This window comes from Nonomuraea sp. KM88 (assembly GCF_052245635.1).
Lineage (GTDB): Bacteria > Actinomycetota > Actinomycetes > Streptosporangiales > Streptosporangiaceae > Nonomuraea.
This window is the reverse complement of the sequence record NZ_JBQQCC010000019.1, coordinates 17335-40557: the sequence shown is the minus strand read 5'-3', so window position 1 is coordinate 40557 and position 23223 is coordinate 17335. Positions and strand designations below refer to the sequence as shown.

Genomic DNA, 23223 nt, shown 5'->3' with positions numbered 1-23223 from the left:
GCATGACAGTCGATACACCGTACGCATCCGTGCGGCTGGCAGGTGAGGCGGACCAGCACAAGGTGCTGGAGGTCCTGACCGAGGCGTTCATGGAAGATGCCCTCGCCCGCTGGCTCTTCCCCGGCGCGGGCCGGGGAGGTCACCTCAGGGCGCACTTCCACCGCCCGCTGCTCACCCACCCCGCCGCCGAGGCGTACCTGGCCGGCCGTTCCGAGGGCGCCTCGGTGTGGCAGACGCTGACGTCCCACGAGGAGAGCCCCGACGAGCCGGACAGTAACGGAGTCCTCAGCGAGAGCGGCGCCCGGTTGCTGGCTCTGGGCCAGGCGCTGGCCCCACGGCACCCCCGACACGAACCGCACCTCTATCTCCCGTTCATGGGGGTGATCAGCGGGCGGCAGGGCGCCGGGCTCGGCTCGGCGATGCTGCGCCACCGGCTGGAACGAGCGGACGCCGACGGCCTGCCCGCCTACCTGGAGGCGAGTTCGCCCCGCAGCCGCGCCCTCTATCAGCGGCACGGGTTCGAGGACCTCGGCGGGCCCGTACAGGTGGCGGACAGCCCGCTCCTGTGGCCGATGTGGCGCCCGCCGAGCCGCTGACCACCGTCCCCGCCGCCCGACACAGAGACAGAAGGAGATCACGTCCATGACCACCACCCACGACGCCGACCGCCGACCGCCCACCCTGGTGTTGATCCACGGCACCAACTCCTCGTCGGCCCTCGCCTCGGGACTGGTCAGCGAGCTCACCCTGCGCGGCCACCGCTGCGTGGCCGTCGACCTGCCGGGACACGGCCGCCAGGCGTTCTACCCCCGTTCGTACCAGGCGCCGCAGGACCTCGAAGCGCTGGCGACCGAACCGTCGCCCCTCACGAAGATCACCATCGACGACTACGTCGAGCACGTCGTGGACGTGGTGCGCCGCGCCCGCGAGCATGGGCCCGTGATCCTCGCCGGCATGAGCCAGGGAGGCGTCACGGTGAGCAGAGTCGGCAACGCCATCCCCGACCTGCTCGAGCGGGTCGTCTACGTCGCGGCGTACTGCTGCGTGGACCTGCCGAACCTGACCGCCTACCTCGAGACGCCGGAGAACGGTGACAGCCTGCTCTCCCGGGTGACCGCGGCGATGGTCGCCGATCCGGCGGTCCTGGGAGTGAGCCGGCTCAACTGGCGTTCGGCCGAGCCGGCGGTGTTCCAGGGCGTCAAGGAGGCCCTGGCCGGCGACTTCACCGACGAGGGGGTGAGCCGGCTGCTCAACATGCTGGAGCCGGACGAGAGCGCGAGCATCCCCCTGGCTGAGGCGCGGGGCGAAGCGCACACCTGGGGCCGGATTCCCCGGACCTATGTGCGGCTCACCCTCGACCGGCTGATTCCGCCGGCGCTGCAGGACCGGTTCATCGAGGAGGCCGACCGGCTCACTCCGGACAATCCGACCGACGTGCGCAGCGTCGCCGCACCCCATGTCGGCCCGTTCGACCGGCCCGAACTGGTGGAGATCTTCGCCGGGCTCCTCAGCCGCTGACCCGGGTGGGGGAGCTCCCCTGGATGCCCGGCTCACGGCCAGGTCATGATGATCGAGCGTTCGAAGTCGACGTATCCGGCGCGCCGGAAGGCGTTCGCCATGGGGACGTTGCCGAGGTCGGTGGCCGCCCGGATGCGCGGGACACCCTGCGCGGCGAGGACCCGGGTGCCTTCGGCGTCAGGTCGTCCCTGCTGTGCGCGTCGAGCGTGCCCTCGAGGACCCGGGTCATCAGGGAGAGGATCTCCTCGGTGTCGCAGACCTGCCGGAACCTCAGGCGCCCGCCCGGCTCGGGGATCGGCGTTGCCGGACGCCACTCCAGGCGCAGGCGCTCGACGAACAGGCGGGCGCCGGTCCGTTCCAGCGCGGCCATGCGGTCCTCGACGGCGCGGGTGACGGCGCGCAGGTCCTCGGCGCCCGCCCAGCCGTCGAGCGAGTTGATCCGGACGAGGAGAGCCATGTCGCCGGTCGTGTTCGCGACGGCCTCGGCCACATCGGCGCGGGCGGCGGCCTTCCCGGCCGGCGGGACGGCGTCCTCGAGGTCGAGGATGGCCGCGTCGGCCCCCGCCGACTCGGCCTTGGCCAGCCAGCCGGTCCTGGTGCCGGGGACGAACAGCAGGGAGCGCAGCCGCGGCCGGTCAGATGACACCGCGCTCCTCCAGCTTCGCCAGCTCCCCGGCGTCGAGCCCGAGCCAGTCGCGGTAGACGAGGGCGTTGTCCTCGCCGAGGGCGGGCCCGGTGCGCCAGACGCCGCCGGGCGCCTGGTGGAAGTGCGGCAGGGCGGCCTGCATGCGCACGGGCCCGAGGTCGGGGTCGTCGACGGTGACGATGTCGCCGCGTTCGGCGTAGACGGGGTCGGAGACGATGTCCTCGGCGGTGAGGACGGGCGACGCGACCACCTCGGCCTCGGCGAACGCGCGCAGGCACTCCTCGGTGGTCCGCGCCGCCACCCAGTCGCGTAGGACGGCGTCCAGGCGTACGCGCCCGGCGAGCTGCTGCTCGGTGGTGGCGTACGCCTCCTCGGGCAGGCCCACGAGGCGGACGACGTTCAGGACCGAGCGCAGGGTGGCGGAGGTGACGGTGATCCATTCGGCGTCGGCCGAGAGGTAGGTGTTGATGACGGCGGCGGGCGCGACGGCCAGCTGGTTGCCGGACCTGCCGGGGACGACGCCCAGCTGGTCGTGGGTGATGACCTGCCACTCGACGAGCCGGAACAGCGGCTCGAAGAGGGCGAGGTCGATCCACTCGCCGTCGAACGACGGATCGTTCGCCCGGCGGTGCAGGGCGGCGAGCACGGCGTACGCACCCATCAGCCCCGTCACCGCGTCCCCGTGGGAGAACCCCGTGTGCACGGGCGGCCCGTCGGGGAAGCCGGTCAGGTGCACCACGCCGCTGCGGGCCTCGCCGACCTTGCCGAAGCCGGGGGCGTCGGCCTGTGACGAGGTCGCGCCGAACCCGGAGATCTGCAGCAGGACGGCCCGGGGGTTGATCCGGTGCACGGCCTCCCAGTCGAGCTCCCAGGCGCGCAGCCGCGACGCGCGCAGCGTGACGATGACGACGTCGGCCCAGGCCACCAGCCGGTGGGCGACCTGGCGGCCGCCGGGGTCGTGCAGGTCCAGGGTGACGGAGCGCTTGTTGCGGCCGGCGACCTTGAACCACAGTGGCACGCCGTCACGCGCCGGCCCCATCGCGCGGGCGGCGTCGCCGGTGCCGGGCGGTTCGACGTGGACGACGTCCGCGCCCTGGTCGGCGAGCATGGACCCGGCCAGCGGCCCGGCGACGACGTGGGCGAACTCCACCACCTTCAGGCCGCGCAACTGCCCGCGCTGTTCAGAGGCCACGCATGAACTCCTTCGTCCTGGTCAACGGAAATTTGATCGCGATCCTTGGCTTCCTCACCATCGGCCTGTTCCTGGTGTTGACCATGACCAGACGCGTCTCGGTCCTGACCGCGCTCGTGCTGGTCCCCGTGGTCACGGCGCTCGTGGGCGGCTTCGCCGCGGGCATGGGCCCGATGATCCTCGAAGGGCTGGGCAAGGTCGCGCCCACCGGAATCATGATCGCTTTCGCCGTCCTGTACTTCAGCCTGATGATCGACACCGGCCTGTTCGATCCGCTGATCCGGGGCATCCTGCGCCTGGCCAAGGACGATCCGCTGCGCATCGCCGTCGGCACCGCCGTCCTCACCATGTGCGTGGCCCTCGACGGCGACGGGGCCTCCACGTTCCTCATCACCGTCTCGGCCCTGCTGCCCGTCTACAAGCGGCTCAACATGAGCCCCCTCGTGCTGACCGGTGTCGTCTGCCTGGGCGCCGGCGTGATGAACATGGTCCCGTGGGGCGGCCCGACCGCTCGCGCGATGGCGGTGTTGAAGCTGGACAGCTCCGAGGTGTTCGCCCCCGTGCTGCCCGCCATGGCCGCGGGCATCGTCTGGGCTGGTGGCGGCGTACCTGATCGGGCTGCGGGAACGCCGCCGCCTGGGCACCGTGGGCCTGCCCGCCGAGCCCAAGATTCAGGCAGAGGTCCAGGCAGGGTCCGGGCCGGTACGCGGTGACGGGCCCGGCACGCGGCTCGCCACCGAGCGCGGCGGCGCGGCCCTGACTGCGTTCAACCTCGTGCTCACCGTCGTGCTGCTGGTCGCGCTGGTCCTGCAGGTGATGCCGCTGCCGGTGCTGTTCGTCGTCGGCTTCGCGATCGCCGCCGTCGTCAACCTCCCCACCTGGGAGAAGCAGCAGGCCCTGCTCGACAAGCACGCCAGGAGCGTCGTCCTGGTCACCACCATGATCTTCGCGGCCGGCGTCTTCACCGGCATCCTGACCGGGACCAAGATGATCGACCAGATGGCCACCGCGTTCGTCGGGATCGTCCCCGACTCCTTCGGCGGCCACCTGCCGCTGCTCGTGGCGATCACCAGCATGCCGCTCAGCCTCGTCTTCACCCCCGACGCCTACTACTTCGGCGTGCTGCCCGTGCTGGCGCAGACCGCCGGCGGCTTCGGCATCGAGCCGGCCGAGATCGCCAGGGCCGCCATCCTCGGCCAGATGACCACCGGTTTCCCCCTCAGCCCGCTCACCGCGGCCACGTTCATCCTCGTCGGCATGAGCGGCGTGCAACTCGGCCAGCACCAGCGCTTCATCTTCGGCTGGGCGTTCGCCACCACCGCCGTCATGACCGTCGTCGCACTCCTGACCGGCGCCATCTCGATCTGAGGAGCTCCCTTCATGACGTACGGCCGGATCCTCGCCGCCCTGTCCACCGCGTTGACCGTCCCGCTCGCCGTGCACGCACCCGCCGCCGCCCAGGCCGACCCCTTCTTCTCCTACGACAGGCCCGCCGCGTACGAGGTGCGTACGGAACGCGTCCAGGTCCCCATGCGCGACGGCAGCCGCCTGGCCTGCGACCTGCACCGGCCCGACGCCGGCGGCCGCTTCCCGGTGATCGTGTACGACTACACCGCCTACGACGATCTCGTGAACCTCGGCGAGGCGGCCGCGTACTACGTCACCCGTGGCTACACCGCCGCCGTCTGCAACGCCCGCGGCTCCGGCGACTCGCCCGGCCACCTCGACCCGTTCAGCGGGCAGGAGCAACGCGACAACTACGACCTCATCGAGTGGCTGGCCGTGCAGCCCTGGTCCACCGGCAAGGTCGGGCAGATGGGGCTCAGTTACGGCGGCCACTCCACCCTTCTCGCCGCGGTGAACAAACCGCCCCACCTGGCCGCGATCATCCCCGTGAACGGCATCAGCGACTGGTACGAGAACACCATCTACCGCGGCGGCATCTACTCCGCCAGGATCCGCGGCTGGCAGCGCGAGACGGCCCCCGAGACGCTGACGACCTACGCCCGGCACCCGCTCTACGACGACTTCTGGCGCGAACGCAGCGTCAAGGCCCGCTGGAAGGACCTCGACGTCCCGGTGCTGCAGATCGCCGGCTGGTTCGACAGGTACCGCGCGGCCATGGTGGAGAACTTCCGGGCCCGTCCCCGCAACGTCTGGCTGGTCGCCGGCCCCTGGGAGCACGGCTGGCCCGCCGGGCAGCCCGCCGACATCGGCAGGGGCGCGTACCTCGCCTGGTGGGACCGCTGGCTCGCCGGACGCCGGGACGTTCCCATGCCCGCCGGCAAGGTCACGTCCCACGAGATCTCGGGGACCGCGGCGAGCGGCACCGGCTGGCAGAGCTTCACCACCTGGCCCCCGCGCGGCGCCCGCCGGGAACGGCTGAGCCTCGGCGACGGCGGCACGCTGAGCACCCGTCCCGGCGCGCCGGCGACCCGCGGCTTCACCGTCAACACCGACCCGGCCGCCGGCACCCCGGACGAGCGCCTGGCGTTCCAGACGGAGCCGTACGCGTCGGACGTCGTCCTGGCCGGTGACGTCACGGCGAAGGTCCGGGCCGCGTTCAGCGCCACCGACGGCAACATCGCGGTCGTGGTCGAGGACGTCGCCCCCGACGGCACGGCCGTCCGCATCACCCAGGGCTGGCTCAAGGCCGGCCACCGCTTCGGGCACCATCGCGCGGTGCCGGTCCGCTCCGGCAAGACGTACGACCTGGAGATCCGCACCTGGCCGACGCACTACCGGCTCCCGGCCGGGCACAGCCTGCGGGTCACCGTGTCCAGCGACGACTACCCGGAGATCGACTCCGACGCTCCCGAGGGCCGGGTCGACCTGCGCGTCGGCCGCGGCGGCACCACGATCGAGCTCACCACCTGGAACCGGCGGACGTGAGCCGTTCCCTCGGCCGGCCCGCCCGCGGTTCCTCACACCACACCGACACCGGCGCGGGCGGCCGGCGGCCGGCGGCCGGCGCCGGCCCGTCTCGATCGGCCCGTCACGATCGCGGTCACGGGCCGGTGGCCAGGAGGTGGGGAGCGGGCTGGAGGTCAAGGGCGGGCCTTCTCCAGGCCCTGGGCGAAACGCCGGGTGATGTCGGCGGGGCGGGTGATCGCGCCGCCGATGACGACGGCGTGCGCGCCCAGCTCGATCGCCCGGGCGGCCTGGCCGGGGGTGCCGATCCTGCCCTCGGCGAAGACCGGGACGTCCAGGCTGCCCGCCAGCACGGCCACCAGCTCCAGATCCGGCCCGTCAGGAGGCGGTGAGGCGGACGCGTAGCCCGACAGGGTCGTCGAGACGCAGTCGGCGCCGAGCTCGGCGGCGGCCAGGCCCTCCTCGGCGGTGGAGACGTCGGCCATGACGAGCGCCCCCGCCTGGTGTACGCCGGCGATCGTCTCCGCCAGGCCCTGGCCGTCGGGGCGGGGGCGGGAGGTGGCGTCGACCGCCACGATGTCCGCTCCCGCCCGCGCCACCGCCAGGGCGTGCAGGAGCGTGGGCGTGATGTAGACGTCACCGTCGCCGTCCTTCCACAGGCCGATCATCGGGACGGACACGGCGGCGCGGACGGCCTCGACGTCGGCCGGGCCGTTGATCCGCACGCCGGCCGCGCCGCCCAGGACGGCGGAGCGCGCCACCGCGCTCATGAACTGCGGCCCGTGCAGCGGCTCGCCCTCGTAGGCCTGGCAGGAGACCACCAGGCCGCCGCGCAGGAGCCCGAACACCTCGCCGTCGGTCATGCTCTTCCTTTCGCCACGGCGAGCGCGCCCGCCGGATCAGTACGGTCGCGTCCCGGGTCCGGGGTCCGCTCGTGCCGGTCCTGGAGGGGCCTCATACGCGCACTGCCCCGGCACGGGCTCATCGGCGTGCCCGTTCTGCTTCCGCGGCGGCAGCGGCGGCGCCCACCAGTACCGCGTCGTCCCCGAGACGGGCGGTGACCACGGGAACGTCGGTCAGGACGGGCAGGACGCCGGCGGCCAGCGCGGCGCGCAGCGGGGCCAGGTAGAGCTCTCCGGCGGCCAGCACCCCGCCACCGAGGATCACCACGTCCGGGTCCCAGACGTTCACGACGCCGGCCAGGGCCCTGCCCAGGGCACGTCCGCCGCGCGCCAGCACGCCGAGCGCGTCCGCGTCGCCCTCCCCGGCCGCCCTCACCACCCGCCGCAGGTCAGCGCGCAGGCCACGACCTCGCTCACGGTCCAGGGCGGCTGTCATGGCGGGCCCGCTGGCGACGGCCTCGACGTGGCCTTCGGCGCCGCACGAGCACGCCAGGCCCGCCGCCTCGGGGACAGGTACGTGCCCGACGTGGCCGGCGGCTCCGCGGACGCCGGTCACGACGCGGCCGTCCAGGGCGAGGGCTCCGCCGATGCCGGTGCCCACGGTGACGGCCAGGGCCGCCCGCCGCGGGGAGCCCGCCAGCTCCCCGGCGAGGAACGCGTGCACGTCGTTGCGCACCAGCACGGGCAGGTCCAGCTCGGTCTCCAGCAGCTGGGCCAGCGGCGTGCCCGCCCAGTCGCGGATCGCGTCCGTCGCTCCGGCGATCTTCCTGCCGGCCGGGTCGACGACTCCCGCCGTTCCCACCCCGGCGCAGGTGACGCCGTCCAGGCCCAGCTCGCGGGCCAGTCGCGCCGCGGCCCGCACGACCGCCCCCGGTCCCTGCGCGGCCGGTGTCGGAGCGTACGCCCGGCGGAGGACCGTCCCCTCCGGCGTCACCAGCCCGGCAGCGATCTTGGTTCCCCCGATGTCGATGCCCAGCCTCACGTCCCGCGCCCCCTCGCGATCGACAGCCGGTAGTCGTAACGATCGGCGCGGTACAGGCTGACGGCCCGCTCCACCGCCCGGCCGCGCGCGTCGTGCGTCACCCGCGAGACCCGCAGCGCCGGGAAGTTGTTGGGCACGCCCAGCAGTTCGGCCTGCTCACGGTTGACGACCGTGGCCGAGATGGTCTGGTCGGCGTGCTCGGGAGCGGCGCCCGCCGCCTCCAGCACGGCGTACAGGCTCTCCACGTGTCCCCGTGCGACGAGGTCCGGCACCAGGTGCTCGGGGACCCAGGCGTTCTCCAGGCACATCGGCTCGCCGTCGGCGGTGCGCAGCCGGGTGACGTGCACGACCGGCGTGCCCGGCTCGAGGAACAGGTCGCGGGCCACGTCGATCTCGGCGGGCTCGCTCTCCAGCACGAGCAGCCGGCCGCCCGGCTTCATGCGCCTGGCCCTGATGTCCTCGCTGAACGAGCTGAACGTCAGCGACTTCGTGATCTTCCCGGAGTCGGCGACGAACGTGCCCGCCCCCTGGACCCGGTAGACGCGGCCGTCACGAGCCAGGCCCTCGATGGCCTGGCGCACCGTCATGCGGCTGACGTTGTACTGCTGCATCAGCTCGCGCTCGCTCGGCAGCGGGTCGTGCGGCGCCATCCGCGCCTCGATGAGGTCGGTGAGGACACGCCGGAGCGTTTCGTACTTGGTCTCCTGCGTCATCCCCTGGCCGCCCTTCGAAGTGGTCCGTACCACTGGAAGGGAATCCTGGCCGCTGGGGGAGCGATGTGTCAAACGTTCCGGTATAGGTCCGTACCACTACGTGAGTGCGCGCAGGGTGGCGGGCAGGCCGCCGGCGTCGAGCCGCTCCAGGCAGTCGGTGACCAGCGCGCGGAAGACCCGGTCGCCGGGGAGATCGGCGCCGAAGATCTCCTCGATCGCCAGCAGGCGGTTCACGGTCGCCGCGGCGGAGGCCCTCTCGTCGCCGCGCAGCCGGTCGGCCAGCGGGTCGGTGAGCTCGCGGGCCGTGGTGACGTACCGCATCCACCCGGCCACGGCCAGCGCGATCCAGCGGGGCTCGTGCCCGCCCGCCAGCCTCTCGCGGGCCGGGTCGAGCAGGCGCTGGGGCAACTTCTGCGAGCCGTCCACCGCGATCTGCGCGACGCGGTGCCGCAGGCCGGGGTTGGCGAACCTGGCCAGCAACGACTCCTTGTACCGAGTGAGGTCGAAACCTTCCAGCCCGTCCAGGGTGGGCGAGAGGTCGTCGTCCATCAGCCGGCGCAGGAACCCGGCGAACACGGGATCGCCCACGGCCTCGGACACGTGCGCCGCGCCCGACAGGTAGGCGATGGCCGAATGGCTGCCGTTGAGCAGGCGCAGCTTCATGCGTTCGTACGGCCGGACGTCTCCCACCAGCAGCGCGCCCGCCCGATCCCACGCGGGCCGGTCACCGGCGAAACGATCCTCGATCACCCACTGCGTGAACGGCTCGGTGACGACCGCGCCCAGGTCGGTCACGCCGAGCCTGGCGGCCATGTCGTCCAGGTCGGCCTGCGTGGTCGCGGGAACGATCCGGTCCACCATGGAGGCGGGGAAGGTCACGTTCTCCGCGACCCAGGCGAGCAGCGGAGGCTCGCACAGGTCCGCCACGAGCGCGGCGAGGGTGGCGCCGTTGCCGGGCAGGTTGTCGCAGGAGATGACGGTGAGCGGGCCCGCGTCCGCGGCGGCCCGGGCACGCAGCCCGGCGACGAGCCTGCCGATCGCGCCCCGCGGATCGCGCCGGTACGCCCGCTCCGTGATCGTCAGCGTGACCACCGACGTCTCCGGGGCGCTCAGCCGGGCCGCCAGGTCGTCCCCGGGGGCGAGCACCTCGCGTACGGAGCCGACCACGCGGGCCTCCTCGCCGGCGCGCACGCCGTACAGGCAGTCCTGAGGGCGGAGCCGGTCGGCCACGTCGGTGCTGCGCTGGCTGGCCCCGCAGATGCCCCAGCGGTCGTCGCCGGTCGCGGCCATGGCGCGCTCGGTGTAGATCGCCTGGTGGGCCCGGTGGAAGGCGCCGATGCCCAGGTGCACGACCCCGGTCGCGCGCGGCTCCGCGAGCGGGCGCGCGGCCGGCGCGACCCTGGACAGGGTGGCGCGGCTGAGCCTCACCAAGAGCGCACGCTCCCGCCGGCGACGCTCATCGGCACGCCTCCCGGAGGAGCGCCGCCCGTGATGCTCACCGGTAGGCCTCCAGGTCGGCGAAGAGGGTGCAGGCCGGGTGGGTGCGCAGGACGGAGGCGGGGCAGCTCTCGCTGATCGGCCCGTCGAGCGCGGCGGCGAGCGCGGCCCTCTTGTTCGCGCCGGGCACGGTGGCGACCAGCGTGCGCGCGGCCATCAGCGCGGGAACGGTCAGCGTGATCGCCCGCTCGGGCACGTCCGCGAGCGTGGCGAAGCACCCGTCGCTGACCTGCTGCCGCCGGCAGTCCTCGTCCAGCTCGACCACCTTGACCGCGAGGGGGTCGGCGAAGTCGGCCACCGGCGGGTCGTTGAACGCCAGGTGGCCGTTGTCGCCGATGCCCAGGCAGACCAGGTCGATCGGGGCGCTGCCGAGGAGCGCGGCGTAGCGGGAGCTCTCCGCCTCCGGGTCGTCGCCGGGCTCGATCACGTGGACCGCGCCCGGCCGTACGGACTCCCAGAGTTCGTGGCGGAGGAAGCGGCCGAACCGCTGGGGCGCGTCCGCGGGCAGGCCGATGTACTCGTCCATGTGGAAGACGGCGACCCTGGACCAGTCGATCCCCTCGGCCGCGCGCAGCTCCGCCAGCGTCTCCCGCTGCGAGGGGGCGGCCGCGAAGATGACCCTGGCCTCGTCGCGGGCGGCGAGCGCCGTGCGCAACGCCGCGGCCGCGGCCCGTCCGGCGGCGGCGCCGGACCGCGCCCGGTCGCTGTAGATCCGGACCTCGAGGTGTCCGGCCACCCGTTCGATCACGGGGTCCGTGTTCGTGGCCGTCACGGCCGGCCTCCCTGGGAGCGGAGCTCGATGATCTGCATGAGATTCCTGGTGATGTGGTAAGGGTCCTTGACCGGCAGGGCGACGACCTCGTCGAGGGGAGCCCCGGCCCGGTCCCTGATCTGGATCCACTCCGCGCCGTCCGCTCCGCCGGGGAACGTGCGGAGCGTGTAGTCCCAGATCCGGTCGAACCAGCCGGCCGCCTCCCGGTCGCCGTAGCGTTCGGCCGCCAGCCGGGTGGCGTAGGCGGCTTCCGTGTGGACCCACCACAGCTTGGTCGACCAGGTCCGCCTGACCAGGTCTTCGTACGGCCCTCCGGCGGGCCGCCCCGAGACGCCGACGTAGCGGAACAGCCCGCCGTGCTCGTCGTCCCACCCGGCGGCGCACAGTGCGGAGACGCTGGCGAGCAGGTCGCCGTGGTCGCCGGTCTCGCCGAGCGACTCGCCCGCCTCCAGCGCCATCCAGATCCCCTCCAGCGCGTGGCCGGGCGTGCGGTGCCTGGCCAGGACGGTGTCGCGCATGCCGGGATCGGCCACGAAGGTCTCGGTGAACAGGCCGCCGTCCTCCCGGTGCGCGAGCATGGCGCGGCGCGCGGCGCGCAACTCGTCCGCGTGGGGGTTGGTCCGGTCCGCGGACGCCGCCTGGTGCGCGCGTGCCTGGTCGAGCCTGGCGTTGAGGACGATCATGCGGGCGCCGAACCCCGAGCAGCCGGGCGGCAGCGGGTACGGCGGGGTCGGGGGATCGCCGGCCTCCACGTCGTCCGCGATCCGCTGGACGATCACGTCGATCGTGGGGAGGTGGGCGGGCGAGCCGGTGTAGCGGGTGAGCTCGGCGAGCCCCATGGCGACGAAGGCGTCGGCGAAGATGCTGCGCTCCGCGGGCAGCGGCAGGCCCTGCTCGTCGAGCGCCGTCCCGCCCCGCCGGCCGAGGACGTAGGCGCACCGGCCGTCGGGGCCAACGGCGTGGTCGAGCAGGAAGGACGCGCCGCGTTCCGCGTGCCGGACGAGCGTGCCGGCGTCGGCGCCCAGCTCGCCCGGCGAGAGCAGGCCGCGGTCGGCGAGCCGGGCGGCGCGGGCGAGCAGCCAGACGAAACGCCCCTGGGACCAGGTGAATTTGTTCGTGGACAGCAGGCGCCGGCCGCGGTTGTCGAAGCAGGTGAAGAACCCGCCGTGCTCGGTGTCGATGCCGTTCCCGAGCCAGAACGGGAGGATGACGTCCTCGAGTTGCCTGCGGGCGACCTGCTCGGGCTGCTCCGAACCCATGCCGTCCTTTCCTGAGGAACAATGAAAGCGATTGCATTGATTCTTGCTCCGCTAGAGTACTTCGGTCAAGCCGGGGCGAGCCGATGCCGAGGAGCGCGGGTTGAGCAAGCCGACGATCTACTCCATCGCCCAGCGGTGCGGCGTCTCCGCGGCGACCGTGTCGCGGGTCTTCAACCGCCCCGAGCTGGTCAGCCGGCAGGTCAGGGAGCAGGTGACGGCCGTCGCCCGGGAGCTCGGCTACCTGCCCAACCCGGCCGCGCGCGGGCTGGTCACGGGCCGGGCCGAGACGATCGGGCTGATCGTCTCCGACATCACCAACCCGTTCTTCCCGCTGCTGGTGCGCTCGATCCAGCGTACGGCGGAGCGGATGGGGAGCTCGGTCATGCTGGTCGACGCGGAGGAGAGCGCGGCGGCCGAGGTGAGACACGTCGCCCGGCTGCGCGGCAGGGTGGACGGGGTGATCGTGGCCTCGCCGCGCTCGTCGTCGGCGGCGTTGCGCGAGGCCGCGAAAGGGCTTCCCTGCGTCCTGCTCAACCGCCCGCTGCGCGACCTGTCCTCGGTGATCTGCGACAACACCAGCGCGCTCTTCGACGCGGGCGAGCACCTCCACAAGCACGGTCACCGCTCGTTCGCGCTGCTCGCCGGGCCGAGCGCGTCGTGGGCCGCGGCCCGGCGCTCGCAGGCGATCCGCGGGTGGGCGCGGGGCCGCGGGGTCGAGCTGACGGAGCTCGGGCCGTTCCGCGCGACGTTCAAGGGCGGCAGGCAGGCGGGCGCCGCGCTGCTGGAGACGGACGCCACGGCCGCGTTCGCCTTCGACGACCTCACCGCGTGCGGAGTGCTCGCCGAGCTGGCCGGGCGGGGCGTCGCCGTGCCCGGCGACCGCAGCGTCGTCGGCTGTGACGACGTGCTGCTCGCCAGGACCGTGACGCCGAGCCTGACCACGGTGACCGCGCCGATGGACGATCTCGGCGCCACCGCGGTCCAGGTGCTGACCAGGCAGATCGAGGCGCCGGGCGGTGCGCCGGAGCACCACAGGCTGCCCGGCGTGTTCGTCGCGCGCGACTCCACGGGGCACTCCAGAGTGCCGCGGTCCACCTCTTGACCGGGGTTCGGTCGTAGTCTTGAATGCCTGCAATCGCTTTCATCGGTCATGAGGAGCTTGCAGGGTGCGAAACGGACGGCCAGACGGACGGCACGCGTCGCTCATGCGGACGTACGCCGAGCAGGTCACGGGCCTGATCGGCAGGATCGAAACCGAGGAGGCCGGCGCCATCGAGGCGGCGGCGGAGCTCATCGCCGACCACATCACCGGGGCGGACCGGCTGCTCTACGTCTACGGCCCCGGCGGGCACTCGAACCTCGCCGCGCAGGAGGTGTTCTTCCGCGCGGGCGGCCTGGTCAACGTCAGCGCGATCCTCGACGAGGGCACGCTGCTGTCCGGTGGCGCGCTCCGCTCGATGGCCATCGAGCGGACCCCCGGTTACGGTCGCGTCGTCATCGAGGACAACCGGCTCGGCGCGGGCGACCTGCTCATCCTCGTCAACGCCTACGGCATCAACGCCGCGCTCATCGACGCCGCGCTGACCGCCCGCGAGCGCGGCGTCGCCGTCCTCGGTGTCTCCTCCAGGGAGCACGCCGACCGGACCGCGCCCGATCATCCGGCCAGGCACCCCACCGGGCAGAACCTGCACGACCTCGTCGATCTGCACATCGACACGAAGGTGCCGGTCGGCGACGCCGTACTCGAGATCGAGGGGGTGCCCGAGCGGGTCGGCGCCATCTCGACGTTCGCCAACGCGTACACGCTCAACTGCGTCATGGCCGCCGCGATCGCCGAGCTGGCCGAGCGCGGCACCGTTCCGGAGATCTGGCGCAGCGGGAACGCGCCGGGCGGCGACGAGCGCAACGCGCTCTTCCTCGACCGCTTCCGGGGGCGGGTCCGGTGGTTGTGACGGGGGAGGGACTGCTCGCCGGGGCCGCGGTCGCCGACATCACGCCGCGGCCCGGCGGTTCGCTCGCCGGTTACGCCGCCAGGACCTCCCCGTCCACGGAGGTGCACGATCCGCTGCTGGCCACCGCCGTGGCGGTCTCCGACGGCACGACCACGTCCGTCGTGATCTGCGCCGATCTCGTCGCTCTCGACCCGGACACCACCCGGCACATCGCCGGCGACCTGCGCGAGCGCACGGGCATCCCGGAGGAGCGGGTGGCCGTGGCGGTGACGCACACGCACGCCGGGCCCGCGGTGACCAGGGGCGGCATCGGCGGCGTCGCCGACCCTTCGTACGTCCGGCACGCCCGCTCGCGGATCGTCGCCGCGGGGGAGGCCGCGCTCGACGCCATGACCCCCGCCGTGCTCCGCCGCGGCAGCGGCACGCTCGACGGCGTCGCGAGCAACCGGCGCGGCGGGACCCTCACCGACCCCGTGGTCCCCGTCGTACGGCTGGAGCGCGAGGACGGCGAGCCCATCGCCACCGTCTTCTCCTACGCCTGCCACCCGGTGACGCTCGGCCCCGACAACCTCCAGGTCACCGCCGACTGGCCCGGGTACGCGCGGCGGCACGTGGAGTCCGGGGCCGGCGGCGTGGCCGTGTTCCTCCAAGGTTGCTGCGGCCAGCTGAACACCGGGCACACCGCGATCGACAGCCTGCGCGGCGCCGGGCCACGGCCGGGCAGGACCTTCGAGGCCGCGGAACGGATCGGGACCCTGGTGGGCGAGGCCGTGCTCGGCACCGCGACACGACCACTCGCAGCCCGGCCCACCGGGTCGTCCACCGGGTCGTCCACCGGGTCGCCCACCGGGGCGGGGCGGGTGTCGGTGGCCGCCGCGCGGGTCGAGTTGCCGCTCGGCGAGCCCCTCCCGCCCGACCGGCTGCGGGAGCTCGCGGACGAGCCCGGCGGCATCTGGGCGGCGTGGGCGCGTACCCAGCTGACCGGCACCGGGCCGGCGGCGGTCGAGGTGCAGGTCGCCGTGCACCGGTGGGGCGGCGTGCCGCTGGTGTTCCTGCCCGGCGAGCCGTTCGTCGAGTTCGCCGTGGAGCTGCGCGCCGCGCTCGGCGATCCCGGGCTGCTCGTCGCCGGCTACACGGGCGGGGTCCCCGGCTACCTGCCCTACCCGGAGACACACTACGAGGCGGGCGGCTACGAGATCTGCGAGGCCCACCGGGCCTACGGGCTGCGCGCCGCGTTCACGCCCGAGGCCGGCCACCTGGTCATGGCCGCCGCCAGGGCCCTGGCAGGGGAGGCGGGGGAGGCACGGTGAGCGTCGAAGGCAGGCTCGCGGACGGGCGTCCCGTCCGCGTCGATCTGGACGGACCGCGGATCGCCACGGTCACCGAGCTCCGTGACGCGCCCGACGTGCTCATCCTCCCCGGCCTGGTGGACATCCAGGTCAACGGGTACGGCGGGCGTGACTTCAACGCCGACGACCTGTCGGCCGGCGACGTGGCCGAGCTGGTCCGCGAGTTGTGGCGGCACGGCACCACGACGGTGTGCCCCACGATCATCACCGCGCCGGAAGACAAGATCGTCAGGAACCTCCGCGTGATCGCGGCGGCCCGCGAGGCCGATCCGCTGGTCCGGCACGCCATACCGGCCCTGCACATCGAGGGTCCCTGCCTGGCGGCCGAGGACGGGCCGCGGGGCGCGCACGACGCCGCGCACCTGCGGGATCCCGATCTCGCCGAGTTCGGGCGCTGGCAGGAGGCGAGCGGCGGGCTGGTGCGGATCGTCACGCTGGCCCCCGAGCGGGCGGGCGCCGTCCCCTACATCGCCGAGCTCTCCCGGCGGAACGTCATCGTGTCCATCGGGCACACGGCGGCCGCGCCCGCCGACATCCGGGCTGCCGTGCGGGCGGGCGCGCGGCTCTCCACCCACCTCGGCAACGGCGCCCACGCGATGATCCGCCGGCACCCCAACTACATCTGGGCGCAGCTCGCCGAGGACCGGCTCGCCGCGACGTTCATCGCGGACGGGCACCACCTGCCGGCCGACACGTTCACCGCGATGGTCCGGGCCAAGGGGACCGCCCGCGCGCTGCTGGCCAGCGACTCGGTCGCGCTGGCCGGTTGCGCTCCGGGCGACTACACGACCCCGGTCGGCGGCCGGATCACCGTACGCGGGGACGGCCGGGTGACGTTGCCGGGGAGCGAGCTGCTGGCCGGTTCCGGAAGCTCGCTGATCGAGTGCGTCGCATGGGCGGTCACCCACACGGAGATCGACCTCGGCACCGCGCTGCGCCTGGCCGCGGCGAACCCGGCCCGGCTGCTCGGAGCCGAGGGCGGCCGGATCGAGCCCGGCGCGCCCGCCGATCTGATCGTCACCACGTCCGATATATCCGACCTGTCCGTCCTGCGCACCTTCGTGAACGGCGTGCCCGTCCACGGCGCCTGACCCCTCCCCACCCCCCGACCTGGGAGATCTCATGGGCTTTCTCGACTGGCTAGTGATCTGCGGCTACTTCGTGGTGATGATCGCGATCGGTGTCTGGGCGAAATCCCGCATCCGTGACGCCAAGGACTTCTTCACCGCCGGAGGCAGAATGCCCTGGTGGTTGTCCGGCATCTCCCACCACATGTCGGGCTACAGCTCCGCGGTGTTCGTCGGCTACGCGGCCATCGCGTACACCGCCGGATTCACCCTGTACGTCTGGTGGGCGATCGGCATCACGTTCGCGATGCTGGTCGGATCGGTGCTGTTCGCGCCGCGCTGGCCACGGCTGCGGCAGCGGCTCGGGATCATCTCGCCGCTGGAATACCTCGCGACCCGCTACAACGTGCCGGCGCAGCAGGTACTCGCATGGAGCGGCACCGCGCTGAAGGTCTTCGACGTGGGAGCCAAGTGGGCGGCGACCGCGCTGCTGCTCCAGGTGTTCGCGGGCGTGCCGATCGCCTGGGGCGTGCTGCTCACCGGCGGGGTCACGCTGATCTACTCGACGATCGGCGGGTTGTGGGCCGACGCGCTCACCGACCTGGGCCAGTTCGTCATCCAGCTCGTCGCGGGGATCACGCTGTTCGTCGCGGTGCTCGCCCAGCTCGGCGGCGTGTCCGCGATCTGGACGCTGTGGGACAGGCTTCCCGAAGGGCACGGCCAGCCGTTCAACGGCACGTACACCATGGGATTCGTCCTGGTCTACCTGCTGATCAACACGCTCTCCTACAACGGCGGGACCTGGAACCTCGCCCAGCGCTTCATCGCCGCGCCGACCGGCGAGTCGGCCAGGCGCGCCGCGCTGTTCTCCGCGGGCCTCTACCTCTTCTGGCCCCTCGTGCTGTTCTTCCCGATGTGGGCCGCGCCGGTCCTGCTGCCCGGCCTGGCCGAGCCCGACCAGTCGTACGCGCTGCTGACCCAGCAGCTGCTGCCGGGCGGGCTCATCGGTCTCGTGCTCGCCGGGATGTTCGCGCACACGATGGCGATGACGTCCTCCGACGCCAACGCCATCTCCTCGGTGGTGATCAGGGACATCATCCCCGCGGTCTGGAAGCGGGCGAACCGGCTGTCGTCCGCGTCCGAGCTGCTGGCCGGCCGGGTCTCCACGTTCCTGTTCATCGCGCTGTCGATGGGCATCGCGCTCGGCGCGGACAGCTTCGGCGGCGTGCTGGGCCTGCTGATCCTCTGGTTCGGCGCGCTGGTCGGCCCGATCGCCATCCCGATGTTGCTCGGCATGTTGCCGATGTTCCGCCGCAGCGGTCCCGCGGCCGCGATCGGCTCGTGGGCGACCGGGCTCGTGGTCTTCGCGCTGCTGAAGTACGTCTTCCCGGGCCAGAGCCAGACCGTGGAGGTGGCCGCCCCGGTCCTGTCGGCGCTGGTGGTGTTCGTGCTGGTCGGCCTGGTCGCTCCCGCGCGCGACGCCGAGGCCGACGAGCTGGTCGACTCGCTGAACACCGAGCAGCCCGAGACCGCCCCGAGCCGGTGAACGGCCGTACGGGGTGGACGCCGTGACGTCCACCCCGTACGCGGTCACCCGCCGGTGCGGTAGGCGGCGACCTCCGTCAGCGTCGGGCTGTACACCTCGCCCGGCAGCCGGTCGGTGAGCGACACGCGCAGCCTGGACGTGGTGACGTCGCCGAAGCCGGTGACGGACGCGTCGTGGCCGATGCCGTCGGAGCCGCGGGCGAACGTCACCCAGGCGCCGGTGCCGGCGTCCCACCGTTGCAGCTCGTACGACCTGACCCGCGGATTGGTGCCCGAGTCGGTGTACTCGTCCAGGTACACCTCGTCGAAGGTGGTGTCCGCGCCGAAGTCGACGTCCAGCGTGACCGGGTAGGAGGCGTCGTCGGCCGCCGCCCAGCGGGTCGCCGGATCGCCGTCGGTCAGGTTCTTCGCGACGAGCGTGCCGTTCGCGCCCGGGTGGGTCGAGCTGGCGGTGACGGGCTTGCCGAGGGCGAGGTTGACGCGGTCGTCGCCGGTCTCCTCCTCGATGGGATCGTCGTCCACCGGGTTGGTGACCTTCCTGCCCTTGCGGCTCTCGGCCATGCCGATGTCGGGCGCGTCGCCGTAGTAGATGTGGGTGCCGAGGAAGTCCTCCGTGCCCAGGTGGGGGTTGTAGCGGCCGGCGTCGATGAGGGGAGAGTCGTTGCGGAGCCTGAAGTGGGCGGCGGCCTTGCGGATGTTCTTCACGCCCGCCCCGGTGACGTATTCGGCGGGGTCGCCGGCGAACTTCGGATCGACGCGCAGCCCGCGCCGGTCCGCCGGTTCCTGGGGAGAGTGCGTGCCGCTCGCCTCGTAGTAGTCGTTGTTGGAGAACACCGCCTGGCGCAGCGCCCCGGTGCGGCGGTACCACGGCGTGGCATCCGTCTTCGAGGTGTTGTAGAAGATGTTGTTCAGGAAGTAGACGGTGCTCAGGAACGTCTCGTCGTGGAACGTGTCGAGGTCCGCGCCGTCGTAGACGAACGTGTTGTTCACGAAATAGGTCGGCGAGTAGTTCGTCGACAACATGTTCTTCACGAGCACGCCGTTGTCGTTCACGCTCAGGTTGTAGCGGGCGACCGAATTCGAGCTGTTACCCATGTACGCCATCCAGCCCGCCGCGTTGTCGTGCGAGTAGTTGAACTGGTAGGTGACGTTGAAGTTCGTGTACTCGAGGTCCCACGGGGTGCCGTCGAACTCGTTGTCGGGGCCGCCGTAGACCTCGTTGTACTGCATGACCGAGTCGGCCCCCGCCCACAGGTACAACCCGCACGACACCGCGTCATAGCGCTGGAGGAAGCCGTTGACCTCGTTGTACTCGGAGATCAGGTTCTTGCTGTTGGCGAACTGGAAGGCGCCCTGGCCGATGCTCTCGGCGTAGTTGTGGCTGATGGAGACGTCCCGGCTGTACAGGTCGCGGGTGCGCACCCAGAGTTGTTCCCAGCCCTCGTGGAACTTCCCGCTGTCGTCGTACTCACCGGCGTCCTGTCCGTCGGCGGCGAACCAGTTGAACGCGAACTGCACGGCGTGCAGCTCGACCTTCTTGAAGGTGTTGTTCTCGATCCGGACGTCCTTGAAGTGGTGGCCGCCGGTGCCGTACTCCTTGTAGCTCTTGCTGCCGAAGACCTGGAAGTTCACGCCGCCGTAGTGGATCTTCTGCCAGGTGCTCGGGCCGTCGAGGTCGTGGACGTACACGTCGGAGACGCGGAAGTGGTCCATGACGCTGTCCGCGCCCGGCTCCAGGAGGTCGGCGTTGATGGAGACCGAGATGCCGTCGCGGACGTACGTCCCGGTGGTGATGTCGGTGGCGAAGTCGTCGTCGTTGGACAGCTCGACGTGGTCGATCTCGAAGTACTGCTGGTTGCGCAGCACGATGGCCCCGGTCAGGCCGACCGTGTCGGGGTTCTTGGTGCCGTCCGCGCGGAACGGGTTCGGCACCTTGCCGTTGGTCGCGATGTAGGGCAGGCGGGCGCGCGCGTCGCCGTACGCCGAGATGGTGATCGGCCGGTTCGCGCTGCCCGAGCCCTTCGGCCAGAGTTGCTCGTCGTGCCACTGCTCGCCGGCCTTGAGCAGGATGCGGTCGCCGGGGCCGAACGTCGTGGCGTTGACCTTTGCCAGGCTCCGCCAGGCGGTCTTCCGCGAGGTGCCGGCGGCGTCGTCGCGGCCGTTCGTGGCGTCGATGTAGTAGTCGGTGCCGCCGGTCCGGTTGGGCTTGTTGCCGGGCAGGTCCCGCTCGGCCGCGGCGGTGCGGCCGGGAGCCGCCGCGGCGTGCGCCGCGGGGGCGAGCGAGGCCGCGACGAGCGCGGCGAGCAGGGCGGCCAGGCCCGCGCGGAGCGCCCGCGCCACGGGTCGTCGCCGGACCGGCACGCCGGGGGGTGTGGTGCCGTCAGGTTTCACTGTGAACATCCTCTGCGTTGATGGACTCCACCGCCGCCGTGTCGGCCGTGATGCCACGGTCGTCCACGCGGCGCTGGAGGTAGGAGCCGAACTTCCTGTCGATGAGTGACTGCCGGATCCGCCGCGCGTACTCGGCGAACGCCGCGTCCTCGTCGACGGACTTGCTGGTGAGCTCGTAGTAGGTGACCTGGCCGCCGCCCCGGACCGGGGCGGAGATCTCGCCCGGCGCGAGCTTGCCGAGCACCGCCATGAGGTCCTGCTCGTGGGCGGCCGAGCCGCCGCCCTGGTGCGTGGTCTTCGTGAGCCGCGCGCCGGGCTCACGGCCGGCGAGGTCCGCCAGCCGGTCGGCGGCGTCCACCCGCCGCTGGAGCTCGGCCAGGTGCCCGGCGGAGGCGCCGTCGGGCACCGGCACCACGAGCCTGGCGTACGCGTACGTCGTCGCGTTGGCGCTCCAGGCCTCCGGGTCGGCGTCGAACTCCCGCAGGACGTCGGCGTCGCTGACGTGCAGCGGGCCGTCCGCGGACGCGCTGAGCCGCTGTTTCAGCCGGGTCGTGAGCTCGGTGAGCCGGTGCGAGTAGTACTCGTCGGGAGAGAACTCCGTCAGGCCGTACACGACCTCGCCCCTGGTGACGGCCTCGGCGCGCCGCTCGTTCTCGGCGGCCAGTTCGGCGAGGAAGCCGGCGTGGTCGACCGACTCGACCAGCCCCTGCTCCTGCGCCAGGATGAGCACCGTCTTGTCCCGCTCGACCTCGTCGAGCGCGCGCGCCGCCAGCCGCTGGAGCGCGCTCCGGTCGCCGGCCCGCGCGTTCCAGTCGACGGCGCCCTGGAGGCGGTAGCGGTTGCGCAGCTCGTTCTGCACGCTCGGCGCCAGCCGCCGCATGTGGAAGAGCAACTCGTCGCGGGTCACGGCGTGCCCGTCGACGGAGGCGACCTCGCCGCCGCGCTGGCTGATCACCGCGCCGGTGAGCAGCAGCGCGGCGAGTACGGCGCACACGCCGGCGACCAGGACGGCGGCCCTGCGCGACGGCCTGCGCGCTGCGCTCTTCGCCGCCCCGCCCTTCCTCGCGGTGCTCTTCCCGTGGCCCTTCTTGCCGGCGCCCCTTCCCGCGGCGCCCTTCTTCGCGGACGTCTTCATGGCGTCGCCTCGATCGCGGCCACCCGGGTGACGACGGGAGTGTCCCGGAACTGCGGGATCTCGACCCGCACGGCGTGCACCTCGGCCGGCGGGAACGTCAGGATGCGCTGGTAGCCCACGGCGTTCGCCTCCGCGAGCGGCAGCCAGCCGCCGTCCCCGAGGCCCCGGACGACGACGTGCTCGATGCGCTGCCCCTGCGCGATGTCCTCGCCCACGACGACCGCCTCGATCCGGCGGGGCTCAGCGAAGGTGAGCGTCACGCCGGGCAGGGGGTCGTCGCCGTCCGGCCGCCACGGCGTACGGCCCCCACCAGGCCACGCGGAGGCGACGTGGCCGGGGGAACCGGACGACACCGTCGCGCCCGCCTCGGCGCGCCGCCCGCGGAAGCCGTCGATGCGCCGCCCGAGCTGCTCCAGCACCGCCACGTCGGCGTCCCGCATGCGCCCGTCGCGGGCCGGCGGGACGTTGAGCAGGAAACAGGAGTTGCCGCCGACGGCACGCAGATAGATGCCGAACAGTTCGTCCGGGGACCGGACCGCGTCGTCCTCGGCGGGATGGTGGAACCAGCCGGGGCGGATCGAGGTGTTCACCTCGGCCGGATACCAGACCAGGTCGCCCTCGTGCCCCGCCAGCGCGGCGCGGCTGCCGAGATCGCGGTCGTCGCTGCGGACCAGCCGGGCGAACGCGCCGTCGTCGGCCTGCTGCGAGCGGTCCGCGATCCGCTCGGCGTCCTGGAGGGCCCGCGGGACCACGCTCCACTCGTCGGGACGGGTCGCCCCGGCCTCGTTGCCGCACCACCGCACGTCGGGCCCGCACACGTTGATGACCGCGTCGGGCTGCAGCTCGCGGACCACCGCGTAGTACCGCTCCCAGTCGTACACCTGCCGCCGGCCGTTCGGGCCCTCCCCGTTCGCGCCGTCCAGCCAGACCGTGAACACCGGTCCGTACCGGGTGAGCAGCTCGGTGAGCTGGGCCACGTAGAAGTCGTCGTACGCGGCGCCGGAGCCGTACGAGGCCTCGGTGCGGTCCCAGGGCGACAGGTAGATCCCGAACCGCAGCCCGTGCCGCCGTGCCGCGTCCGCCACCTCCGCGACCACGTCGCCCCGGCCGCCGCGCCACGGCGACGACGCGACGGAGTACGTCGTGACGTCGCTCGGCCACAGGCAGAAGCCGTCGTGGTGCTTGCAGGTGAGGATCACGCCGGTCATCCCCGCGGCCTTCAGCGCCGTGACCCACTGGTCGGCGTCGAGGCCGGCCGGGTCGAAGGCGGCCGGGTCGTCGTGCCCCTCGCCCCACTCCCGGTCGGTCATCGTGTTCATGCCGAAGTGGATGAAGCCGTAGAACTCCATCGCCTGCCAGGCGAGCTGGCGCCCGCTCGGCCGTACCCGGGCCAGGGCCCGCCCGTCCGGGACCGGCCCGGTCATCGGCCCGG

General features: G+C 72.8%; 21 protein-coding genes. 10 read left to right on the top strand and 11 right to left on the bottom strand.

The window, feature by feature from the left end; translation table 11 throughout:
- The first annotated feature begins 2 nt into the window (after window positions 1–2).
- Window positions 3–596: a GNAT family N-acetyltransferase gene (locus ACTWPV_RS40040; RefSeq protein ID WP_443155768.1), complete on the top strand. Its 594-nt coding sequence runs from the start codon at window positions 3–5 to the stop codon at window positions 594–596.
- A 46-nt stretch (window positions 597–642) separates the two neighbouring features.
- Window positions 643–1518, top strand: coding sequence for an alpha/beta hydrolase (locus ACTWPV_RS40035; RefSeq protein ID WP_443155767.1), 876 nt, complete (start codon window positions 643–645; stop codon window positions 1516–1518).
- A 43-nt stretch (window positions 1519–1561) separates the two neighbouring features.
- Here ACTWPV_RS40035 and ACTWPV_RS40030 read toward each other — a convergent pair whose 3' ends face one another.
- Together ACTWPV_RS40030 and ACTWPV_RS40025 are read right to left on the bottom strand one after the other, a co-directional pair.
- Window positions 1562–2164 carry an aldolase/citrate lyase family protein gene (locus ACTWPV_RS40030; protein ID WP_443155766.1) on the bottom strand — a complete coding sequence of 201 codons (603 nt, stop codon included), beginning with the start codon at window positions 2162–2164 and terminating at the stop codon, window positions 1562–1564.
- Complete coding sequence (locus ACTWPV_RS40025; protein ID WP_443155765.1) at window positions 2154–3356, bottom strand: CaiB/BaiF CoA transferase family protein; 1203 nt, start codon at window positions 3354–3356, stop codon at window positions 2154–2156. Before ACTWPV_RS40025 ends, ACTWPV_RS40030 begins: the two co-directional genes overlap by 11 nt.
- 2 nt (window positions 3357–3358) lie before the next feature.
- Here ACTWPV_RS40025 and ACTWPV_RS40020 point away from each other — a divergent pair, with 2 nt between their 5' ends.
- Genes ACTWPV_RS40020 through ACTWPV_RS40010 form a run of 3 tightly spaced genes read left to right on the top strand, consistent with a single transcriptional unit; the run spans window position 3359 to window position 6248 of the window.
- Entirely contained in the window at window positions 3359–4069 is a 711-nt protein-coding gene (locus ACTWPV_RS40020) for an SLC13 family permease (protein WP_443155764.1), read from the top strand.
- Window positions 3954–4724, top strand: coding sequence for a hypothetical protein (locus ACTWPV_RS40015; protein WP_443155763.1), 771 nt, complete (start codon window positions 3954–3956; stop codon window positions 4722–4724). The genes ACTWPV_RS40020 and ACTWPV_RS40015 overlap by 116 nt, the downstream gene beginning before the upstream one ends.
- A 12-nt stretch (window positions 4725–4736) precedes the next feature.
- The gene (locus ACTWPV_RS40010) at window positions 4737–6248 is read left to right on the top strand and encodes a CocE/NonD family hydrolase (RefSeq protein ID WP_443155762.1); all 1512 of its coding nucleotides are present in this window, start codon (window positions 4737–4739) and stop codon (window positions 6246–6248) included.
- Window positions 6249–6403: 155 nt separating this feature from the next.
- Here the strand turns inward: ACTWPV_RS40010 and ACTWPV_RS40005 are convergent, their stop codons facing one another.
- The 6 genes from ACTWPV_RS40005 to ACTWPV_RS39980 all read right to left on the bottom strand — a co-directional run bounded on the left by ACTWPV_RS40005 (window position 6404) and on the right by ACTWPV_RS39980 (window position 12352).
- Window positions 6404–7090 (bottom strand): N-acetylmannosamine-6-phosphate 2-epimerase, encoded by a 687-nt coding sequence (locus ACTWPV_RS40005; protein ID WP_443155761.1) that lies wholly within the window; start codon window positions 7088–7090, stop codon window positions 6404–6406.
- A gap of 118 nt (window positions 7091–7208) precedes the next feature.
- Window positions 7209–8111 (bottom strand): ROK family protein, encoded by a 903-nt coding sequence (locus ACTWPV_RS40000; protein ID WP_443155760.1) that lies wholly within the window; start codon window positions 8109–8111, stop codon window positions 7209–7211.
- Entirely contained in the window at window positions 8108–8824 is a 717-nt protein-coding gene (locus tag ACTWPV_RS39995; RefSeq protein WP_443155759.1) for a GntR family transcriptional regulator, read from the bottom strand. Before ACTWPV_RS39995 ends, ACTWPV_RS40000 begins: the two co-directional genes overlap by 4 nt.
- A gap of 96 nt (window positions 8825–8920) precedes the next feature.
- Window positions 8921–10252 (bottom strand): mannitol dehydrogenase family protein, encoded by a 1332-nt coding sequence (locus tag ACTWPV_RS39990; RefSeq protein WP_443155861.1) that lies wholly within the window; start codon window positions 10250–10252, stop codon window positions 8921–8923.
- Between the two features lie 67 nt (window positions 10253–10319).
- Window positions 10320–11093 carry a 6-phosphogluconolactonase gene (locus tag ACTWPV_RS39985; RefSeq protein WP_443155758.1) on the bottom strand — a complete coding sequence of 258 codons (774 nt, stop codon included), beginning with the start codon at window positions 11091–11093 and terminating at the stop codon, window positions 10320–10322.
- Entirely contained in the window at window positions 11090–12352 is a 1263-nt protein-coding gene (locus ACTWPV_RS39980; protein WP_443155757.1) for an AGE family epimerase/isomerase, read from the bottom strand. The genes ACTWPV_RS39985 and ACTWPV_RS39980 overlap by 4 nt, the downstream gene beginning before the upstream one ends.
- Before the next feature lie 100 nt (window positions 12353–12452).
- Between ACTWPV_RS39980 and ACTWPV_RS39975 the strand changes: the two genes are divergently transcribed.
- The 5 genes from ACTWPV_RS39975 (at window position 12453) to ACTWPV_RS39955 (ending at window position 18266) form a co-directional block, all read left to right on the top strand.
- The gene (locus tag ACTWPV_RS39975; RefSeq protein WP_347648796.1) at window positions 12453–13454 is read left to right on the top strand and encodes a LacI family DNA-binding transcriptional regulator; all 1002 of its coding nucleotides are present in this window, start codon (window positions 12453–12455) and stop codon (window positions 13452–13454) included.
- A 64-nt stretch (window positions 13455–13518) separates the two neighbouring features.
- On the top strand, window positions 13519–14304 hold the full coding sequence (locus ACTWPV_RS39970; RefSeq protein ID WP_443155756.1) for a sugar isomerase domain-containing protein: 786 nt from the start codon (window positions 13519–13521) through the stop codon (window positions 14302–14304).
- Complete coding sequence (locus ACTWPV_RS39965; RefSeq protein ID WP_443155755.1) at window positions 14295–15614, top strand: neutral/alkaline non-lysosomal ceramidase N-terminal domain-containing protein; 1320 nt, start codon at window positions 14295–14297, stop codon at window positions 15612–15614. Before ACTWPV_RS39970 ends, ACTWPV_RS39965 begins: the two co-directional genes overlap by 10 nt.
- On the top strand, window positions 15611–16744 hold the full coding sequence (locus ACTWPV_RS39960) for an N-acetylglucosamine-6-phosphate deacetylase (RefSeq protein ID WP_443155754.1): 1134 nt from the start codon (window positions 15611–15613) through the stop codon (window positions 16742–16744). The genes ACTWPV_RS39965 and ACTWPV_RS39960 overlap by 4 nt, the downstream gene beginning before the upstream one ends.
- Before the next feature lie 31 nt (window positions 16745–16775).
- Window positions 16776–18266, top strand: a complete 1491-nt coding sequence (locus tag ACTWPV_RS39955) for a sodium:solute symporter family protein (protein WP_347648800.1) — start codon at window positions 16776–16778, stop codon at window positions 18264–18266.
- Between the two features lie 44 nt (window positions 18267–18310).
- Here ACTWPV_RS39955 and ACTWPV_RS39950 read toward each other — a convergent pair whose 3' ends face one another.
- Genes ACTWPV_RS39950 through ACTWPV_RS39940 form a run of 3 tightly spaced genes read right to left on the bottom strand, consistent with a single transcriptional unit; the run spans window position 18311 to window position 23215 of the window.
- Window positions 18311–20656: a discoidin domain-containing protein gene (locus tag ACTWPV_RS39950; protein WP_443155753.1), complete on the bottom strand. Its 2346-nt coding sequence runs from the start codon at window positions 20654–20656 to the stop codon at window positions 18311–18313.
- Window positions 20646–21791 (bottom strand): hypothetical protein, encoded by a 1146-nt coding sequence (locus ACTWPV_RS39945; protein ID WP_443155752.1) that lies wholly within the window; start codon window positions 21789–21791, stop codon window positions 20646–20648. Before ACTWPV_RS39945 ends, ACTWPV_RS39950 begins: the two co-directional genes overlap by 11 nt.
- Window positions 21788–23215, bottom strand: coding sequence for an alpha-L-fucosidase (locus ACTWPV_RS39940; RefSeq protein WP_443155751.1), 1428 nt, complete (start codon window positions 23213–23215; stop codon window positions 21788–21790). Before ACTWPV_RS39940 ends, ACTWPV_RS39945 begins: the two co-directional genes overlap by 4 nt.
- Between the last annotated feature and the right edge of the window lie 8 nt (window positions 23216–23223).

What these genes read in the sequence shown, in the direction of transcription:
- ACTWPV_RS39940 (WP_443155751.1), bottom strand. Translation starts at nt 23,215, where the DNA reads ATGACCGGGCCGGTCCCGGACGGGCGGGCCCTGGCCCGGGTACGGCCG.
- ACTWPV_RS40005 (WP_443155761.1), bottom strand. Translation starts at nt 7,090, where the DNA reads ATGACCGACGGCGAGGTGTTCGGGCTCCTGCGCGGCGGCCTGGTGGTC.
- ACTWPV_RS39955 (WP_347648800.1), top strand. Translation starts at nt 16,776, where the DNA reads ATGGGCTTTCTCGACTGGCTAGTGATCTGCGGCTACTTCGTGGTGATG.
- ACTWPV_RS40010 (WP_443155762.1), top strand. Translation starts at nt 4,737, where the DNA reads ATGACGTACGGCCGGATCCTCGCCGCCCTGTCCACCGCGTTGACCGTC.
- ACTWPV_RS39945 (WP_443155752.1), bottom strand. Translation starts at nt 21,791, where the DNA reads ATGAAGACGTCCGCGAAGAAGGGCGCCGCGGGAAGGGGCGCCGGCAAG.
- ACTWPV_RS40020 (WP_443155764.1), top strand. Translation starts at nt 3,359, where the DNA reads ATGAACTCCTTCGTCCTGGTCAACGGAAATTTGATCGCGATCCTTGGC.
- ACTWPV_RS40040 (WP_443155768.1), top strand. Translation starts at nt 3, where the DNA reads ATGACAGTCGATACACCGTACGCATCCGTGCGGCTGGCAGGTGAGGCG.
- ACTWPV_RS39995 (WP_443155759.1), bottom strand. Translation starts at nt 8,824, where the DNA reads ATGACGCAGGAGACCAAGTACGAAACGCTCCGGCGTGTCCTCACCGAC.
- ACTWPV_RS39980 (WP_443155757.1), bottom strand. Translation starts at nt 12,352, where the DNA reads ATGGGTTCGGAGCAGCCCGAGCAGGTCGCCCGCAGGCAACTCGAGGAC.
- ACTWPV_RS40035 (WP_443155767.1), top strand. Translation starts at nt 643, where the DNA reads ATGACCACCACCCACGACGCCGACCGCCGACCGCCCACCCTGGTGTTG.